The following is a 16,136-nucleotide window of genomic DNA, read 5'->3' on the forward strand; positions in this document are numbered from 1 at the left end:
CAACTGGACTGCCAGTTAAAGGATCTCACCGCCAGGGAATACCCAATTTACGTCAACCGGCCCAATTGGACTGGCAGTTGACCGCCATGCGGTGATGACAGGGGGAGGGAACACGATGCTGTTCTGGCAACTGGTGGGCACAGCGATCCAATTCTGCGTGAATCAGCAGATCCAACAGCGGCTGGGGCTGCTGGGGCTGGCTCTTCTCGCCCTGGTCGCCGTGGGCGTACGGGTGCGCCACATACCCCTGGCCTGTTGGGCGGCGGCGGCCCTTCTGGTCGTGCTGCTGACCGCTGTCAGGCAGCCGCTCTGAGGTGCTCCAGCAGGGGCTCCAGGGAGCTGACGATGTGCTCGGGCTTGACGTCGGCGTCCAGCAGCGCGTTGAGCTTCCTCTCGTTACGCGCGTAGCCCACGAACGGTACGCCCGCCTTCTGCGCCGCCTCGAAGTCCGAAGGGGTGTCACCGAGCATCAGCGAGAGCGAAGGGGTGGCTCCCATCGCGTTCAGAGCCTGATGGAGGTAGTACGGATCCGGCTTCATGCGCTGGAGTTCCTGTGTACGACCGTAGATGTGGGGTGCGAAGCACTGACCGAGGCCGCGGGTTTCGAGGTAACTCGATGCCGCGCGGGCCGAGTTGTTCGTCGTGATGGCGAGTCGGGCACCCACGGCGGTCCACGTCCTGATGAGGGGGTCGGCGTACGGGGTGGGCCGCGCGGACGGAACCGCCTTCAACTCCTGCCCGGTGAGGAACTCCTCCAGCTCGGCCACCAGGTCGCTGTTGGGGTGGCGCCTGTCGACCGCGTGCATGGGGATGTGCGGGTCCAGCGCGCGTTGTTCCTGCTCGCTCAGCAGACCCTTCAGCCCGTGCCCTTCCAGCCACTTCACCAGTTCCAGCGCGATCAGCTCCGCCGAATGCCCGGCGAAGAGCCGGCAGATCGGCCCGTCGAAGTCGAAGAGCACGAACCGCGCACTCTTGATCATTTTCCGGAGGGGTTCGGTCTCTTCCGTCACCGAACCAGTTTGCTGCGCCGCATCAGAAGTCACTAGGAGAGTGTCAGGTCCGTCGTGATGGTTTCCCAGAGGGCATCGAACCACTTCTGCGATTCCTGCACGAAAGCTGCGTCCCGCCGGCCGGCCCGCGCCTCGAAGGAGAAGAGGAGGGACTCGGAGCCGAGGGCGTCGAACATGTCCAGGACCTCGCTGTTCACGGTTTCCTCGCGCCGCCTGGTGATCATGTAGTACGCGATCAGCGCTTCCGACTCGTTGAGCAGGTACAGCTTCACCGGTGGCGTGAACGGCAGCGCCCGGAAGGTCACCCGGACGTCGATGCCGTGGGACGAGCGCAGGATCTGGAGGTTGTGGCGCAGGACGTGCCCTTGGGCGTTGCGCTGCTCCAGCCAGCGCCTGTGGACCGGGTCGTCGTCGCCGCGGCCGTCGACGGAGATGGGGAACGCCAGGTTGATCTCCCGGCTGGGCAGCAGGATCCGAACGTCGATCGACTCGGGGCGGATGCGGCCCTCGTGGATCAGGCGGACCGGTTCACTCAACCCGAGCATCAGGGTCTCCGCCGTGAGGCAGGCCGCGTCGACGCGGACATGAGGCACCGAGAAGGCGTCCGCCAGCCGTGGCGCCAGCCCGACCATGGTCGGCTGGGGCCCTTCCCGCACGGGAGCGACATCCGCGATCCGCGGCGGGCTGCCCTTGCTGACGTTGCTGAGGAGGCCGTCCTCCTGGAGCGCGCGCAGTGCCTGGCGGACGGCCCCGCGCTCGACACCGAACTCGTCCGCCAACTCTGCCTGGGTGGGCAGGCGGTCGCCTGCCTTCAGCTCGCCGGCACGGATGCGATCCCGAAGGGTGTCGGCGATCTGCTGGGGCGAGAGTCTTCTGCTGCCGTTCACTGCCACGTTCTCCCGAGTCACGACCAAACGCTACAACTCCCACCCATCCAGAGGGAGTTGTTTGAAAGTTGTTTATGACCAGTAGCCAAGTGGGGACAACTTAAGCATAGTTGGTAACCAACTTGGCCAAGTTGGCGGAAGTTTTGCCTCCCCCTCGCGGCCGGTCTCCCGCCGGCCTCCTTTCCCTGAAGGAGGAACCACCATGCCCGCCATCGCCCTCCTCGCCGCCGTCTTCGTCGTCGGCTTCGAGCAGCTCGTCCAGTGGCAGTACGGTCCGATGGGTATCGTCGGACTGCTGCTGCTCACCATCGGAATCAAGGCCAAGAGCCCCACGTGCAGCTCCATCGGGGCGGTCGTTCTCGCCCTGATGGTCGCCGGACCCGCCCTGTGAGCCGAGAAGTTCCGCATCCAGGAGGCCTCAGCTCGTGAGCAGCAGCTCCGAGCTGATGGTCTCCCACAGTGCGTTGAACCACAGGTGGGACTGCTCCACGAACGTCGTGTCCCGCAGCCCCGCGCCCTCAACACCCGCGCCCTGAACGAAGCGGAAGAGCATGGACCGGGTGCCCTGCACGTCGTACATCTGCAGATGTTCATGGTCGATCTCCTCCTCACGCCGGGCGAGCGTGTAGTACGCGAAGAGGGCCTCGGCGTCGTTGAGCAGGTACAACTTCACGGGTGGGGTGAACGGCAGCGCGCGGAACGTGATGTTCACGTCGATGCCGTGCGTGGCCCTCAGCGCCAGCAGGTTGTGCCGCAGCACCTGTCCCTGGGCGTTGCGGTTGGCCAGCCAGCCGCGCTGGAGCCGGCCGTCGGAGCCCGCGTCGACCGGCGCCGGGAAGGCGAGGTCGATGTCACTGCTCGGGAGCAGCACCCGGACATTCACTCTGGCTGGTTTTATCCGCCCGGCGTGAATCTGCCGCAGGGGCTCGCTCATGGCGAGGGTCAGCGAGATCGATGTGAGGCAGAGGGCGTCTATCGCCACACGAGGAGCGGCGAAGGCGGCCGCTATGCGCGGGCCGAGTGCCACCGTCGTGGGCAGAGGTGCGGCCGCGGGCCCGGTCAGAGCCCCTTCCGGATGGTCCGCGACCGTCGCCGGGCTCCCCTTGGACACATTGACGAGCAGGTGCTCCGACTGCAGGATGCGCAGCGCCTGACGCACCGCGCCGCGCTCGACGCCGAACTCGTCGGCCAGCTGGGCCTGGGTCGGCATGCGCTGGCCGGCCCGCAGCTGACCGGACCTGATCCGGCTGCGCAGCTCGTCGGCCACCTCGCGGTGTGACCTCGGCGGCCGTGGTGACCTGTTCCGCCCGTTGACGGCGGCATGCTCCGGCTCCACAACCAGAACCCTACAACTTCCCGCCATCTTTGGGCAGTTGCTGGATAGGTGGTTATGAGCCCCCCCAACACGGAGATAACTAAGAATGAGTTGGTAACCAACTTGCACAACATGGTCAAACTTCCGGAGGGTTGGCCGCCGAAGCCCCGCCTGCACGGCAGGTGGTCGGCGGACGGTCCTCAGCGGGGGTCCGCCTCCCCGTCCCGAAGGAGGGACCGTCATGCCGCTCGTCGCCCTCGCCGTCGCCGCCCTTGCCATCGGATTCGAGCAACTCATCCAGTGGGAGTACGGGCCGATGGGCATCATCGCGTTCGTCGCGCTGTCCGTCGGGCTCAAGGCCAAGAACACCATGATCAGCGGCATCGGGGCCGTGATCCTCGTGATGCTGCTCGCCCAGTCCGGCTGACCGGACGCCACCGTCCGCCAGTCCGGCCGACCGGGCTCCCCTCCGGAGGGGAGCCGGGAGCCCGGTCGGTCCGCACCACCGCACCAACCCGCACCACCACAACTGAATCGCTACGGATCAGAACTCGGCACCCGCGTGGAAGGAGAACCACCCGACCGGCAGCAGCAGTTCAGAAGATGTCCGGGCACCACGGTCGCCTGGACGTCCGCAGCAGGGCGTCGGCAACGGAGGCGGCGCCCTCTTGCCGTTCCCGGACCCGGCCCAGTGCCACCAGCCGTACCGCGGACTCGTCACCGAGCCACAACGTCGCCAAGTCCGCCACAGACAGGGTGAGTTGGGCCTCCTCGCCGGTGGATGAGCAGGTCGCCGTACCGTCCGGGCCGGCCTGGAGCCGATAGCGGCCGCCGGCCAACCCGATCCCGTCCGTCACCTCCAGCACGAGCGTCCCGGCAGCCCCGTACGTCCGTGCCTCCAGAGCCCGTACGACGTCCAGGATCCGCACCCAGAGCCAGTCCGACTGGGTGGTGATGCGGGCGGCGCGCGGGTCCGGCAGGAAATGCGGCAGCAGGTCGTCGGGGGCGCGTCGGCCGGTCTTGACCCGGGCGATCCAGTCGATCGAGCAGAGGTACCGCCACAGGGCGCGCTCGGCCGGCGGTGTCACCGCGAGCAGCCAGTTCACCTCGGCCGTGTTCTGGGGTTGGCTGGTGTCGCCCCAGTTGTCGTCCGACTCGTAGGAGACCAGGCCCTCGACCTCGCCGGACGCCGATCGGTACGCGGCGTAGAACGGCTCCTTCCAGGGGTCGTCGCCGAGGTTCAGCAGGCCGGTGTTGACCTGCCACCAGCGGTCGTCGCGGCTGACCGCGCCGGGCCGGCCGCGCCGGAACCGTTCGTGCAGGTCGGGCCCCGTCTTGCGGACGTCCTCGGCGTCCACCAGGTCGATACGGCCGCCGTCGGCCGGGCCCGCCCAGCGGGGGTCCAGACCGGTGCGCGGCACGTCGATGGTCCACTCGGCGTTGGTGGTGACGGGGCCGAAGCCGTAGCGGCCGTAGATCGGGTACTCGGCGGCGATGAGCGTCGCGACGACATCGCCCCGCTCCTTCGCCGCCGCCAGGTCGGCCGCCATCATGCGGGTGAGGAGGCCCCGGCGGCGGTGCGTGGGCGAGACGGTCACGTTCGAGATCGCGTCCGCGGGGACGGCCGCTCCGCCGACCGCGGTGAGCTCCTGCGGGAACGACCTGAAGGTCGCGACACAGCGGTCGCCGTCGAACGCGCCCAGCGTCCTCGGCAGGAGGAGCCCCGACGCCCGCGCCTCGGCCTCCTGCTCCGACACGGTCGGCGTCCGCAGGAACCCCGTTTTCAGGGCGCGCAGCCAGTCGGGGATGTCGGCGGTGGTGATCGGTCGTACGTCGATCGGGTCGATGGCGTCGTGCGGGGTCATGGGGCCACGCTAGGTGTACGCCGACGGGGGTGTCGCGGGGATTTCCGCGCGTCCTCCTCAGAACGCCGCCCGGATCTCCCCCACCTCGCGGCCGCCGCCCAGCAGAGGTGCGCTGCCGATCCTGGTCACCACCGGTGCTTCCACGCCCAGCAGGCCCAGCGCGCGGGCCAGGACGGGGCCCAGTGCCCGGCCCCCACCGTCGTCGATCTTGAAGGCGAGGGCGCGGCCGTCGGGGAGGGCGACCGCTTGGACGGCCTCGGCGCCCATCTTGGAGAGGGCGCCCGGGACCTCGCGCATCAGCCAGGTGTCGGGACGCCGGGTGCCTGCCACGTACTCGGGGTGGGTGCGCATGGCGTCGGCGACGCGGCGTTCGGCGGAGCCGGGGCCCGCGAGGACGAAGGAGCGGAAGGCGCGGGCGAGGCCGGTGAGGGTGATGGCCATCAGGGGCGCCCCGCACCCGTCCGTGCCGACCGCGGCGACCCGCTCCCCGGCGGCCTCCTCGACCACGGAGTGGATCAGCTGCTGGAGGGGGTGCCCGGGATCGAGGTACGACTCGGTGGGCCAGCCGCGCAGCGCGCACACCGCGAGCATCGCCGTGTGCTTGCCGGAGCAGTTCATGGTGACCCGGTCGCGGACGGCACCGGAGGCGAGGTAGGTCTCGGCCTCGACGGGGTCCAGCGGCAGGTCCGGCGGGCACTGGAGCTGCTCGGCGAGCAGTCCGTGCTCGACGAGCATCTTCTGGACCAGGTCGCGGTGGAAGATCTCCCCGGAGTGGCTCGCGGCGGCGAGGGCGAGGCGCTCCCCGGCCAGGTCCAGGCCCGCGCGCAGGACGCCCGCGGCCTGCATGGGCTTGTTCGACGAGCGGGGGAAGACCGGCGCCGTCACGTCGCCGAGCGCCAGCTCGACCGTCCCGTCGGCGGCGAGCACGACCAGGCTGCCGCGATGGCGGCCCTCGACGAAACCGGACCGCACGACCTCGGCGAGGACCGGGAGCCCGCCGGGTGCGGCTGGCGTGCCGGGTACAGCGTGAGTACCGGGTGCGGCGGGCGTGCCGGGTGCGGCGGGCGTGCCGGGTGCGGGGGGCGTTCCCGTCCCCACCGTGCCGCCCGTCGTGCCGGGCGCACTCGGCGTGACGGGTATGCCGGAGGTATCGGGTATGCCGGAGGTGTGGTCGGGAGCGGGGGAACCCTCGGGCGTGCTGGGAGTGACGGACATCGGCGGTGGCCTTCCGGAACGGGGACCCGCTCGGAAGGCGTCGGCCGGGTCGTGTCCCGGACCGAGCCCCCACCCGCGTGGAGCGGGCGCGCGCCTCGTGGATTCCGGCGCGCCCTCGGCCCCGGGATCGCCGGGGCCGCCACGTCACATGAGCAGGTCGTCTACTTGTGCTTCGCCTTCACGGTACCTGCGGGCGATCTCGGCGCTGCAGTCGTCGGCCGTGCGCTGAAGCTGCTGGCGCTGCCGGGAGACCTGCTGCTCATAGCGGACGAGGCGTCCCAGTCCCGCGACCAGCTCCTCGTCCGTCCGGGCGTCCAGGTCCGACAGCTCCACCTCGGCGAGCATGTCGGCGGCCAGTGCCCGGTACTCCTCGCCGTGCGGCGTGCCCACCGTCACATGGCGGGCCGAGGACCGGTACCGGGCCGGCGCGTCCGTCAGGATCTCGGAGAGCCGCTCGACGACGGACGGCTTCCCGCCGTCCACCGGCGACCGGGGCCCGGAGACCGCGCCGGGCACCCGCCGCTCCCCGCGGCGCGCGAGCTCCGCGCGCAGGATGTCGATACGCCCCTGGAGCAGCCGCCGGACATAGCTGAGGTCGGCCTCGTCCCGCTGGGCGTCGCGGCGCAGCGTCCGCAGTTCGGGCAGCCGGAGCGCGGCGATGTCGGGCCGGGTCGGGCCGGCAGCCCGCGGGCTGCCGTCGGTGCGCTGCACCGGCGGCCGGGCCGTCATCCTCCCCGCCCGTTCACTCGTGCGGGTCAATGACACGGCCCCGGGCTGCTGCCCGGCCCTCGATGTGCCCATGTGTTTCTACCGTCCCCTCGACCGGCGCGGTCCACCCAGCGGGTGCACCGCAACACCCCGCATGGTGCCACCCCCGATGGTCGCTATGTGACCGAGTGCCCCCGATCGGCCCCAGATGGGGGGTTGGTTACCCCTGGAAATCACGCGAAGGGCCCGCAGCGCGTGACACCGTTGTGACACGGCATCATGGTCCGCATGCGTGCGGTGGTGCAGAGGGTGGACGGCGCGAGCGTCGTCGTGGACGGCGAGACGGTCGGCGAGATCAGCGGCGAGGGACTGTGTGTCCTGGTCGGGGTCACGCACGAGGACACCAAGGAGAAGGCGGCCCAACTCGCTCGCAAACTCTGGTCCGTTCGGATGCTGGCCGACGAGCGGTCCTGCTCCGACATCGACGCGCCGCTGCTCGTCATCAGCCAGTTCACGCTGTACGGCGACGCCCGCAAGGGCCGCCGCCCCACCTGGAACGCCGCCGCCCCCGGCGATGTGGCCGAGCCCCTCGTCGACGAGGTCGTCGCCCAACTCCGCGCTCTGGGTGCCACGGTGGCCACGGGCCGCTTCGGCGCCCAGATGCGGGTCTCACTGACGAACGACGGCCCGTTCACCGTCCTCCTGGAGATGTGAGCCCTCCCGAGGACGTGAGCCCTCCCGAGGCGACGTGGTCCCTCCCGGAGATGTGAGCCCTACGGCTCGACCACGACCTCCTGTGCCGCCGCCGTCGAGTCCGCCATCAGGGCGGCGTCCAGCGGCACGTTGCGCTTCACGAGGGCCAGGGCGATCGGGCCCAGTTCGTGATGGCGTACGGACGTCGTGATGAAGCCGATCTTGCGGCCGTCGGGGTCCTCGGACGCGAGGCGCAGCTCGGTCCCGTGCGGGGGCAGATGGACCTCGCTGCCGTCGAGGTGGAGGAAGACCAGCCGGCGCGGGGGCTTGCCCAGGTTCTGGACGCGGGCGACCGTCTCCTGGCCGCGGTAGCAGCCCTTCTGGAGGTGCACCGCGGTGCCGATCCAGCCCAGTTCGTGCGGGATGGTGCGGTGGTCGGTCTCGAAGCCGAGGCGGGGCCGGTGCTGCTCGACGCGCAGGGCCTCGTGGGCGAGAAGTCCGGCCGCGGGGCCGGCCTTGGCGGCGTACGCGTCCAGGTCCGCGCGCGGGAGGAAGAGATCACGGCCGTACGGCGTCTCGCGGACGACGACGCCCTCGGGGACCTCGGCGATCGAACCGGCCGGGAGCTCGACGACCGCGAAGTCGGCGGTGCGGTCGGCGACTTCGACGCGGTAGAAGAACTTCATCGACTCCAGGTAGGCGATCAGCGCCTCCTGGGTGTCGGGTTCCGTGTGCATCCACACCGTCGTGCCGTCGTCCACGAGGTACAGCGCGTGCTCGATGTGGCCGTTCGCGGAGAGGATCAGTGCCTCGGTGGCGCGGCCCGCCGGGAGGTCGGTGACGTGCTGGGTGAGCAGCAGGTGCAGCCAGACCAGCCGGTCGTCGCCGGTGACGGTGACGACTCCGCGGTGCGAGAGGTCCACGAAGCCGATGCCGTCGGCAAGGGCGCGCTGCTCACGGAACAGGTCGCCGTAGTGGGCGGCGACGCCTTCGTCCACGCCCTCGGCGGGAACGGCGCCGGGCAGGGACAGGAGGGAGCTCTTCATGGACATACACACTACGACCGCGGGGTCGCCGATTTTATTTCTGGGACGACGAACACATGATCACCCGATCCGACCCGATCCGACCGTTTCTCCACGATCGCGCCTTCACGATCGCCTCTTCACGATCACTTCTTCCGGGCCGCGCAGTCCTTGCAGCGGCCGAAGATGGCGAAGTGCTTCATGTCCGTCTCGAAGCCGAAGGTGTCCCGGAGCTTCGCGGTGAACTCGGCGGCGACCGAGACGTCGGCCTCGATGACGTTCGTGCAGTCGCGGCAGACTAGGTGGATGTGGTGGTGCCGGTCGGCCAGGTGGTAGGTCGGCGCGCCGTGCCCCAGATGGGCATGGCTGACCAGCCCGAGCTCCTCCAGGAGCTCCAGGGTCCGGTACACGGTGGAAATGTTGACCCCCGACGCCGTCTTCCTCACTTCCACGAGGATGTCGTCGGGGGTCGCGTGCTCCAGGGTGTCCACTGCTTCGAGGACAAGCTGGCGCTGCGGCGTCAGCCGGTAGCCGCGCTGCCTGAGGTCGCTCTTCCAGTCGGTGCTCACCACACTGGAAGTCTAGGACCATTCCCGTCCTTGCCGACCTGATGAACTACACGGCGGCCTACTTGAAGAAGGCGATCCCGTCGTCCGGCATGTCGTCGGGCAGGGCCTTGGCCCAGCGCTCGACGTCTTCCGGGGTGACGACCTTCTTCAGGTGTCCGGACATGTAGGGGCGCAGCTCGACCTCGGGGGTCTGCTTCTCGCCGACCCACATGAGGTCGCTGTTCACATAGCCGTAGAGGCGCTTGCCGCCGCTGTAGGGACCGGCCGCGGCCGTCCGGGCCACGGCGTCGGTGACCAGGTCGATCTGCGGCTTCTTGTCGGCCAGCTCGCCGTACCAGATCTCGACGACGCCGTCGTCGCGGGTCATCACGACCTCGACCTTGCGGTCGGAGTCGATGCGCCAGAAACCGGCCTCCGACTCCAGCGGCCGGACCTTCTCGCCGTCCGCGTCGAGCACCCAGCTGTGCGAGCGGTACTCCAGGAAGTCCCGCCCGTCATGGGTGAAGCTGACCTCCTGCCCGAAGTTGCACTTCTCGGAGCCGGGGAAGTCGTGGACACCGACTCCGGCCCAGTCGCCGAGCAGGAAGACAAGGGGGACCAGGTCCTTGTGGAGGTCCGACGGGATTTCGATCATGAGCTGAGCAGTTCCTTGATGGGGGTCAGCGCTGGCCCTGGTACAGCTTCTTCACGGCCAGTCCGGCGAAGGCGAGCACGCCGACGCAGACCAGGACCAGCAGGGTTTCGAAGAAGATCTCCACGGGGTGCTCCTCGGTGAGCGGAACGGGGTCCCCGCCCGGGCGCAGCCGAGACTGGGGAGGTACACAAAGCCGGGCCCCAGCTTACGCGGCTGGGGCCCGGCACTCTCTTTCAGGTACACCCTGTCGGGGCGTCCGGCCTCAGCCGAGGAGCTGGCTCTGCAGGACCACCGTCTGCTGGAAGGGGAGCGCCTTCGCGAGACCCTTGCGGGACTGCACGACCAGCGCGATGGTGTCGCCGGCCGACAGGTAGGCCTCGCGGACCTGTTCGGCGCCGTACGGCTTGCTCTCCGTGTACGCGTGCCGGGTGATGTCGTCGACCTGGGCCCGCTCCGGGAACTCCTCGTCCCGCTCGGTCGCGACGGCGCCGCTCACCGCGTACTGCACGGATTCGTAGCTCACCAGCTTGCTGGCGAGCAGGTCCTCCGCGACGGCGGCGGTGTTGAACTGGAGCAGGTAGATCCGGGTGTGCGTGCCGTCGGCGGTGGTCCAGCCGCGCGCGGCGATGTGCCGCACGGCGTTGTCGGTCAGGCAATGGCCCACGGTGTCCCGGTCCGACTTCGCGGCGAACTGCGCCAGGAAGGTCTTCCGGGGCAGCCAGCCGTCCTCGCCCCGCAGCGCGGCGTCGGGTTCGGCACCCTCCGGAGCCGGAAGCAGGAGCTTGCGCAGGTCGGCGGAGTGGACGCCGGCCTTGTTGGACTCGGCGTACGGGCCCGGACTGCCGGACGGCAGCGGCGGCTTCGTGATCGTCGGGTAGTCCCAGCGCCCGTCGTCCCGCGTCGCGAGGCCGGGTACGTCGGTCCGCTCCATACGGGTGATGCCGTACGCGACGGACGAGCCGACCGCCGCGAAGACCACGGTGGCGGCGGTCCAGCGCAGCACCGCGCGCAGGACCCGGCGGTTCTTCCCGACCTTGGCCGGGGCGGCCTGCGGCCCTACGGCCGACGGCGACACCTCGGGCATCGGCGGCAGCACGGCCTCCACCCCGGCGCTCCGCGGCTCGGCCGGCGGCTCGACGCGCTCGGCCGGTGCCGTCTCCTGGACAGGCGCCGTCTCCTGGACCGGCGTCGGGTCCTGGGCCGGCACCGATGCCGTCTCCTCGACCGGTGTCGTCTGCTCGGTCATACCGCCTCCCCCGGCTCCTCGATGCGGTCGAGCTGCTCGCGGAAGAGTTGCGCGACCCCCTTGGCGTTCAACGGCTTGGCCGCGTAGGCGGTCGCGCTGACCAGCACGTCGCCCTGGTAGCCCGAGCAGATCATCATGTCGAGCTTCTCCTTCTTGTCCTTGGGCGGAAGGAAGCACTTGGCGTTCTTGTGGCCTTCGATCTTCGGACCGGCACGGAAGATCTTGAAAGCGTTCAGGAACTCGTTTTGGAACTCGGACCTGTTCCGGATCGCCGCTTTGTCCTCCATCTGGACCAGCTCGATGCTCACCGTGAAGGCAGTGTCGGCGTAGAGCGTGGAGTCGCTCGCGTTCGACGTGCTCAGGTAGCTGCGCATCGCCATGCCCTTGGTGTGCTGCTTGTCGATCTGCTTCTCGATCTGCCGCCGCTGGGAACGGGGCAGGTCGCGGATCGACTCCTTGCGCAAAGCGGTGGCCTCGCCCCCGCTGAGCGCGGCGTCGGAACCGAACTCGGCGATGTCCGGACCACGGCTCCAGCTGTCGTCGTACGGCACGAGCACGGCGGCCAGCGACGAGGCGCCCTTCGACTCCTTGACCTCGTGCTTCTCACCCCTGGGAAGCTTCCAGACGGGCGCGCCCGCGTCACGGTCGGCGTCCTGGACGGTCACCACGGTGTAGGCACTGCCCGCGACGACGGCCCCGACCAGCAGCACGGCACCGGCCACGGCGGCGATACGGCCACGACGAATGGGCTTCTTACGGGGAGTGGGTCCGGAGGTGATCTCTTCGGAGGCCCCCGACTCGGGGAGAGCCGGGTCCGGGGCGGACGCCTCGGCGGGAGCCGGGTCCGGGGTGATCGGCGCCGGGGCGGACTCGACGTCGTCCCGTGGGTTCTCGGATTGCTCGTTCACAGCCGCTCCATCTGCCGCTTGGCGAGGTCCATGATCCTGGCCTTGGAAATCGGCTTGGTGTCGTAGACCCAGATCTCCATGTCGATGTCACCGCGCCAGGCGTGCGCCTCGGCCTCGTAGACCGGCAGGTAGCCGGGCTTCGTGGCGGGCTTGTCGTGGACGTACGCCATACCGTCCCCGGTGCCGGGGACGGTCCAACTGCGCGTCCTCTCCTCCTCGTTCGCCCAGTAGTGGCCGTCCCCGGCCGAGTCGGCGGCGGCGAGACCCTCCTCCTGGCGGTACTGCACGAGGCGGACCTCGACGGTGTACGTGTGACCCACGCTCCAGGCCGCGACGGCCGCGCGACGGAACTCGTCGCCGACCAGCTCGCTGTAGGCGCCGGCGGGCTTCTTGAACGTCTCCGAGTACTCGCCGATGTCCATCCAGCCGTCGTGGCCGATCCAGTCGGCCTCCCGGGCACCCTTCGGCCGCGGGAGCAGCAGCTTGCGCAGGTCGCCGTTCGTCTTCACCCGGTGGTCCTGGGCGGCGGACAGCGGCTCGGGGCCCGCGCCCTTGGCCTGGGCCACCACCGGCTGCGACAGCGGGGGAAGCTTGGTGGGCTCGCGGTCGGCCTGGACGAGGAATCCGGTGCAGGTGCCGGCGACGAGACCGAGCACCGCGGCGGTGGCTACGAGCAGGGCGGTACGGCCGCGCCGGCGTGGCCGCGGTGCGGACGCTTCCTCCGGCTTCACGGGCGGCACGGTCTCCGCGGATGCCGTGCCCGGCGCCGTGCCCGGCGCCGGGGCAGGCGCCGGGGCAGGCGCCGGGGCGGAAGATTCCTCGGCCGACGCGGGCCGCGCCGGCTCACGAGGTGTCGTACCGGGGTCGACAATCGGCGCACCCTCGGGCACGCTCCGTCTTTCCGGTGTTTCGGGTCCTTCGGGTACTACCAAGACGTCCCCCCACGAACGTGAAGCACGGACTCCGTATCCGCGCGCACAGGAGACCCATGGCCCGCGCATGGGGTTGCCCTGGCGATGATCACGAATCGGAATACCATGGCGGCCATGGCGAACAAGCTCGTGATCAAGGTGACGGCGGGGGCCGATGCCCCGGAGCGCTGCTCACAGGCGTTCACCGTCGCGGCGGTGGCCGTGGCCAGTGGCATCGAGGTCTCCCTCTGGCTGACCGGCGAGTCCGCGTGGTTCGCGCTGCCGGGCCGCGCCGCGGAGTTCGAGCTGCCGCACGCGGCGCCGCTGCCCGATCTGATCGACTCGATCCTGGCGGCCGGACGCATCACCCTGTGCACCCAGTGCGCGGCCCGGCGCGACATCACGGAGAAGGACGTCCTGGAGGGCGTACGGATCGCGGGTGCGCAGGTGTTCGTGCAGGAGGCGATGGCGGACGGGACGCAGGCGCTCGTCTACTGACGGCGCCCGCCGCTGCTCACGGCCCGCCCCTGCTCACGGCTCGCCTCCGCTCACGGCTCCGCGCCCCTGCTCGCGGCGTCCGCGCCTCTACTGGCCTCGTCCCCGCCGCCCGCGCGTGTCCACCCAGAGGCAGAAGGGGTGGCCCGCCGGGTCGAAGAGCACCCGTACGTCCTCCTGGGGCTGGTGGTCGGCGAGCCGGGCGCCCTGGCCGACGGCGTGAGCGGTCTCCTCGGCCAGATCGTCGACCTCGATGTCGAGGTGGAGCATCATCCGCTGGTCGCCGGGGCCCGCGGGCCAGACCGGCGGTGTGTAGTGCGGCTCGGTCTCGAAGGCGAGCGCGATCCCGGCGAACGGCGGGCCGATGAGCACCCAGTCGGGCTCCTCGGCGCGCACCTCGTAGCCGAGCAGCCGCCGGTAGAAGTCGGCCAGTTCATGGGCGTCTGGCGCGTCGAGCACCACCGTGGACAACCTCGTACGCGACATAGACGCTTTTCCGCTCCTACCGCTGCCGCCGTTTCACCGCTGCCGCCGGATCACTGCCGCCGACGGTTCACTGCTGTCGCTGGCTCACTGCTGCCGCCGTTTCTTGCCGTCCAGCTCGTCCCACCACTCGTCGGACTTGGCGTCGCCGGACGGGTCGTCCCACCATCTGTCCTCGGGTCCCCGCCGGTTGGCCATCATCGCGGCCACCGGCGGGATCACCATGGCCACCACGCACATTCCGACGGCCACGGGAACCGACCACAGCCGTACGACGCTCCAGGCGAGGACGAACAGCCCGATGCACGTCCCCATCATGGCGAAGTACAGGTGACGCCTGCGCGCGTACATACCACCAGCGTAGGCCCGGACAACCCGTCCGGCGCAGCGTCGGCGGACCCCTGAGGAGCGCGGGCGGGCGAGGCCAGGACGAGCCGAAGGGCCGCACCCCGATCCGGTAAGCGTCCAACCCCCGGGGGTGCGGCCCTTCGGCCGTTCAGTCGACTGCCGTCACGGACGGCGGTCTGCCGTTCAGACGGCGATCGCGACCTCGGCGAGGCCGCCCGTCTGGGCGACGACCGTGCGGTCGGCGGTGCCACCCGGGACCAGGGCCCGCACGGTCCACGTGCCCTCTGCCGCGTAGAAGCGGAACTGGCCCGTCGCGGAGGTGGGGACCTCCGCGGTGAACTCGCCGGTCGAGTCCAGCAGACGGACGTAGCCCGTCACCGGCTCGCCGTCACGGGTCACCTGACCCTGGATCGTGGTCTCACCGGGCTTGATCGTCGAGGCGTCGGGGCCGCCGGCCTTCGCTCCACACATATTTCGATTCCGTCCTTCAGGCCTTGAGGGTTACTTGTTGGCGCCGAGCTCGATCGGCACGCCGACGAGGGAGCCGTACTCGGTCCAGGAGCCGTCGTAGTTCTTGACGTTCTGCACACCGAGGAGCTCGTGCAGCACGAACCAGGTGAGCGCGGAACGCTCACCGATGCGGCAGTACGCGATCGTGTCCTTGGCGAGGTCGACCTGCTCGGCGGCGTAGAGCTCCTTGAGCTCGTCGTCCGACTTGAAGGTGCCGTCGTCGTTGGCGTTCTTCGACCACGGGATGTTGCGGGCGCTCGGGACGTGGCCCGGACGCTGCGACTGCTCCTGCGGCAGGTGCGCCGGGGCGAGCAGCTTGCCGCTGAACTCGTCGGGCGAACGGACGTCGACCAGGTTCTGCGAACCGATCGCGGCGACGACGTCGTCACGGAAGGCGCGGATCGAGGTGTTCTGGGCCTTGGCCTTGTAGGCGGTGGCGGCGCGCTCGGGGATCTGCGAGCCGTCGACCAGGTCGCGGGAGTCGAGCTCCCACTTCTTGCGGCCGCCGTCGAGCAGCTTCACGTTCTCGTGGCCGTAGAGCTTGAAGTACCAGTAGGCGTAGGACGCGAACCAGTTGTTGTTGCCGCCGTAGAGGACGACCAGCGTGTCGTTGCTGATGCCCTTCGACGAGAGGAGCTTCTCGAAGCCCTCCTGGTCGATGAAGTCACGGCGGACCGGGTCCTGGAGGTCCTTGGTCCAGTCGATCCGGATGGCGTTCTTGATGTGGTTCTTCTCGTACGCCGACGTGTCCTCGTCGACCTCGACGACGGCCACGTTCGGGTCGTCCAGGTGATCCTGGACCCACTCGGCGTCTACCAGGACGTCGCTGCGGCTCATGCTCGTTCTCCTCCGGGGCAGTTGCGGCGGGGTGGTGCGATGGAGAGGGTGCGCGGTCATGCGGGCCGGTGAGGGCTGCGCGGCGCAATCGTGGCCCTGACGAGAGAGGTCCAAGGGCCCGGCTCGCGGAAGACGGGAAGCTTCCGCTCAGAAGGTGCGACAGAGCATGGCGGCGACGCGGCACAGGTCTACTGCCCGCCGCTTCGTGAGATCCGCCTGTCGCTTCATGGGTCCGATCGTAGGGACGGACAGGCGGGCATGTCACCGGTGTGTCGTATATTGAGACGCGATCGTCCGCATAGTGGTACGAGTACGCCGTCGGGGCCCGGCCCGCACGGGTTCCGGGGGCCCGTATCGGTCGCCACATCAACAGCGCATCTGCGGTACGGACGGCACCGTCTCGCCTTTCGGACAGCCGCCCTCCGAGGAGGCTTCCACCGGAGCCGCCCGGTGGGGCCGGGCCGGCTGCCGGATCGG

22 protein-coding genes are annotated in these 16,136 nt (G+C 69.8%); 5 read left to right on the plus strand and 17 right to left on the minus strand.

Features of this window, described 5'->3' with window-relative positions; genetic code table 11:
* Positions 1–115: 115 nt before the first annotated feature.
* A complete protein-coding gene (locus ACFWBT_RS10370) occupies positions 116–313 on the plus strand; it encodes a hypothetical protein (protein ID WP_385697967.1) in 198 nt (65 codons plus the stop codon).
* Here ACFWBT_RS10370 and ACFWBT_RS10375 read toward each other — a convergent pair.
* Together ACFWBT_RS10375 and ACFWBT_RS10380 are read right to left on the minus strand one after the other, a co-directional pair.
* Positions 297–1,094: an HAD family hydrolase gene (locus ACFWBT_RS10375; RefSeq protein ID WP_385697969.1), complete on the minus strand. Its 798-nt coding sequence runs from the start codon at positions 1,092–1,094 to the stop codon at positions 297–299. The two genes, ACFWBT_RS10370 and ACFWBT_RS10375, sit on opposite strands and share 17 nt — an antisense overlap.
* Complete coding sequence (locus ACFWBT_RS10380) at positions 1,043–1,924, minus strand: GntR family transcriptional regulator (protein WP_385697970.1); 882 nt, start codon at positions 1,922–1,924, stop codon at positions 1,043–1,045. Before ACFWBT_RS10380 ends, ACFWBT_RS10375 begins: the two co-directional genes overlap by 52 nt.
* 175 nt (positions 1,925–2,099) lie before the next feature.
* Between ACFWBT_RS10380 and ACFWBT_RS10385 the strand changes: the two genes are divergently transcribed.
* Entirely contained in the window at positions 2,100–2,288 is a 189-nt protein-coding gene (locus ACFWBT_RS10385; RefSeq protein WP_385697972.1) for a hypothetical protein, read from the plus strand.
* Between the two features lie 27 nt (positions 2,289–2,315).
* Here the strand turns inward: ACFWBT_RS10385 and ACFWBT_RS10390 are convergent, their stop codons facing one another.
* Entirely contained in the window at positions 2,316–3,239 is a 924-nt protein-coding gene (locus tag ACFWBT_RS10390) for a winged helix-turn-helix domain-containing protein (RefSeq protein ID WP_385698037.1), read from the minus strand.
* Between the two features lie 214 nt (positions 3,240–3,453).
* Here ACFWBT_RS10390 and ACFWBT_RS10395 point away from each other — a divergent pair, with 214 nt between their 5' ends.
* Entirely contained in the window at positions 3,454–3,639 is a 186-nt protein-coding gene (locus ACFWBT_RS10395) for a hypothetical protein (RefSeq protein ID WP_385697973.1), read from the plus strand.
* Between the two features lie 169 nt (positions 3,640–3,808).
* Here the strand turns inward: ACFWBT_RS10395 and ACFWBT_RS10400 are convergent, their stop codons facing one another.
* The 3 genes from ACFWBT_RS10400 to ACFWBT_RS10410 form a co-directional block, all read right to left on the minus strand.
* On the minus strand, positions 3,809–5,077 hold the full coding sequence (locus ACFWBT_RS10400) for a GNAT family N-acetyltransferase (RefSeq protein ID WP_385697975.1): 1,269 nt from the start codon (positions 5,075–5,077) through the stop codon (positions 3,809–3,811).
* A 57-nt stretch (positions 5,078–5,134) separates the two neighbouring features.
* Positions 5,135–6,292, minus strand: a complete 1,158-nt coding sequence (locus tag ACFWBT_RS10405; RefSeq protein WP_385697977.1) for an asparaginase — start codon at positions 6,290–6,292, stop codon at positions 5,135–5,137.
* Between the two features lie 144 nt (positions 6,293–6,436).
* Complete coding sequence (locus ACFWBT_RS10410; RefSeq protein ID WP_385697979.1) at positions 6,437–7,093, minus strand: AmfC protein; 657 nt, start codon at positions 7,091–7,093, stop codon at positions 6,437–6,439.
* 195 nt (positions 7,094–7,288) lie between these two features.
* Between ACFWBT_RS10410 and dtd the strand changes: the two genes are divergently transcribed.
* Positions 7,289–7,714, plus strand: coding sequence for a D-aminoacyl-tRNA deacylase (gene dtd / locus ACFWBT_RS10415; protein WP_355759840.1), 426 nt, complete (start codon positions 7,289–7,291; stop codon positions 7,712–7,714).
* Positions 7,715–7,773: 59 nt separating this feature from the next.
* Here dtd and ACFWBT_RS10420 read toward each other — a convergent pair whose 3' ends face one another.
* The 6 genes from ACFWBT_RS10420 to ACFWBT_RS10445 all read right to left on the minus strand — a co-directional run bounded on the left by ACFWBT_RS10420 (position 7,774) and on the right by ACFWBT_RS10445 (position 12,806).
* Positions 7,774–8,739 (minus strand): YgfZ/GcvT domain-containing protein, encoded by a 966-nt coding sequence (locus ACFWBT_RS10420; protein ID WP_385697981.1) that lies wholly within the window; start codon positions 8,737–8,739, stop codon positions 7,774–7,776.
* A 125-nt stretch (positions 8,740–8,864) separates the two neighbouring features.
* Positions 8,865–9,290 carry a Fur family transcriptional regulator gene (locus ACFWBT_RS10425; protein ID WP_266760165.1) on the minus strand — a complete coding sequence of 142 codons (426 nt, stop codon included), beginning with the start codon at positions 9,288–9,290 and terminating at the stop codon, positions 8,865–8,867.
* Between the two features lie 55 nt (positions 9,291–9,345).
* Positions 9,346–9,921 (minus strand): FABP family protein, encoded by a 576-nt coding sequence (locus ACFWBT_RS10430; RefSeq protein WP_266760167.1) that lies wholly within the window; start codon positions 9,919–9,921, stop codon positions 9,346–9,348.
* 262 nt (positions 9,922–10,183) lie between these two features.
* On the minus strand, positions 10,184–11,167 hold the full coding sequence (locus tag ACFWBT_RS10435; protein WP_385697984.1) for a hypothetical protein: 984 nt from the start codon (positions 11,165–11,167) through the stop codon (positions 10,184–10,186).
* Positions 11,164–12,075: a hypothetical protein gene (locus tag ACFWBT_RS10440; RefSeq protein WP_385697986.1), complete on the minus strand. Its 912-nt coding sequence runs from the start codon at positions 12,073–12,075 to the stop codon at positions 11,164–11,166. The genes ACFWBT_RS10435 and ACFWBT_RS10440 overlap by 4 nt, the downstream gene beginning before the upstream one ends.
* Positions 12,072–12,806, minus strand: coding sequence for a hypothetical protein (locus ACFWBT_RS10445; RefSeq protein ID WP_385697987.1), 735 nt, complete (start codon positions 12,804–12,806; stop codon positions 12,072–12,074). Before ACFWBT_RS10445 ends, ACFWBT_RS10440 begins: the two co-directional genes overlap by 4 nt.
* Before the next feature lie 315 nt (positions 12,807–13,121).
* Between ACFWBT_RS10445 and ACFWBT_RS10450 the strand changes: the two genes are divergently transcribed.
* Positions 13,122–13,484: a DsrE family protein gene (locus tag ACFWBT_RS10450; protein ID WP_385697989.1), complete on the plus strand. Its 363-nt coding sequence runs from the start codon at positions 13,122–13,124 to the stop codon at positions 13,482–13,484.
* A gap of 87 nt (positions 13,485–13,571) precedes the next feature.
* Here the strand turns inward: ACFWBT_RS10450 and ACFWBT_RS10455 are convergent, their stop codons facing one another.
* The 5 genes from ACFWBT_RS10455 to ACFWBT_RS10475 form a co-directional block, all read right to left on the minus strand.
* Positions 13,572–13,967 carry a VOC family protein gene (locus ACFWBT_RS10455; RefSeq protein ID WP_385697991.1) on the minus strand — a complete coding sequence of 132 codons (396 nt, stop codon included), beginning with the start codon at positions 13,965–13,967 and terminating at the stop codon, positions 13,572–13,574.
* Positions 13,968–14,051: 84 nt separating this feature from the next.
* Positions 14,052–14,315: a DUF3099 domain-containing protein gene (locus tag ACFWBT_RS10460; protein ID WP_385697993.1), complete on the minus strand. Its 264-nt coding sequence runs from the start codon at positions 14,313–14,315 to the stop codon at positions 14,052–14,054.
* Positions 14,316–14,495: 180 nt separating this feature from the next.
* Positions 14,496–14,783 (minus strand): DUF1416 domain-containing protein, encoded by a 288-nt coding sequence (locus tag ACFWBT_RS10465; protein WP_054232391.1) that lies wholly within the window; start codon positions 14,781–14,783, stop codon positions 14,496–14,498.
* 30 nt (positions 14,784–14,813) lie between these two features.
* Complete coding sequence (locus ACFWBT_RS10470) at positions 14,814–15,659, minus strand: sulfurtransferase (RefSeq protein WP_385697996.1); 846 nt, start codon at positions 15,657–15,659, stop codon at positions 14,814–14,816.
* 147 nt (positions 15,660–15,806) lie between these two features.
* Entirely contained in the window at positions 15,807–15,887 is an 81-nt protein-coding gene (locus ACFWBT_RS10475; protein ID WP_350310325.1) for a putative leader peptide, read from the minus strand.
* Between the last annotated feature and the right edge of the window lie 249 nt (positions 15,888–16,136).

This window comes from Streptomyces sp. NPDC060027 (assembly GCF_042737005.1).
Taxonomy (GTDB): domain Bacteria; phylum Actinomycetota; class Actinomycetes; order Streptomycetales; family Streptomycetaceae; genus Streptomyces.

Coding starts and splice junctions, on each gene's coding strand:
- ACFWBT_RS10370 (WP_385697967.1), top strand. CDS start 116: ATGCTGTTCTGGCAACTGGTGGGCACAGCGATCCAATTCTGCGTGAAT.
- ACFWBT_RS10385 (WP_385697972.1), top strand. CDS start 2,100: ATGCCCGCCATCGCCCTCCTCGCCGCCGTCTTCGTCGTCGGCTTCGAG.
- ACFWBT_RS10395 (WP_385697973.1), top strand. CDS start 3,454: ATGCCGCTCGTCGCCCTCGCCGTCGCCGCCCTTGCCATCGGATTCGAG.
- ACFWBT_RS10400 (WP_385697975.1), bottom strand. CDS start 5,077: ATGACCCCGCACGACGCCATCGACCCGATCGACGTACGACCGATCACC.
- ACFWBT_RS10405 (WP_385697977.1), bottom strand. CDS start 6,292: ATGTCCGTCACTCCCAGCACGCCCGAGGGTTCCCCCGCTCCCGACCAC.
- ACFWBT_RS10410 (WP_385697979.1), bottom strand. CDS start 7,093: ATGGGCACATCGAGGGCCGGGCAGCAGCCCGGGGCCGTGTCATTGACC.
- dtd (WP_355759840.1), top strand. CDS start 7,289: ATGCGTGCGGTGGTGCAGAGGGTGGACGGCGCGAGCGTCGTCGTGGAC.
- ACFWBT_RS10420 (WP_385697981.1), bottom strand. CDS start 8,739: ATGAAGAGCTCCCTCCTGTCCCTGCCCGGCGCCGTTCCCGCCGAGGGC.
- ACFWBT_RS10430 (WP_266760167.1), bottom strand. CDS start 9,921: ATGATCGAAATCCCGTCGGACCTCCACAAGGACCTGGTCCCCCTTGTC.
- ACFWBT_RS10435 (WP_385697984.1), bottom strand. CDS start 11,167: ATGACCGAGCAGACGACACCGGTCGAGGAGACGGCATCGGTGCCGGCC.
- ACFWBT_RS10450 (WP_385697989.1), top strand. CDS start 13,122: ATGGCGAACAAGCTCGTGATCAAGGTGACGGCGGGGGCCGATGCCCCG.
- ACFWBT_RS10455 (WP_385697991.1), bottom strand. CDS start 13,967: ATGTCGCGTACGAGGTTGTCCACGGTGGTGCTCGACGCGCCAGACGCC.
- ACFWBT_RS10460 (WP_385697993.1), bottom strand. CDS start 14,315: ATGTACGCGCGCAGGCGTCACCTGTACTTCGCCATGATGGGGACGTGC.
- ACFWBT_RS10465 (WP_054232391.1), bottom strand. CDS start 14,783: ATGTGTGGAGCGAAGGCCGGCGGCCCCGACGCCTCGACGATCAAGCCC.
- ACFWBT_RS10470 (WP_385697996.1), bottom strand. CDS start 15,659: ATGAGCCGCAGCGACGTCCTGGTAGACGCCGAGTGGGTCCAGGATCAC.
- ACFWBT_RS10475 (WP_350310325.1), bottom strand. CDS start 15,887: ATGAAGCGACAGGCGGATCTCACGAAGCGGCGGGCAGTAGACCTGTGC.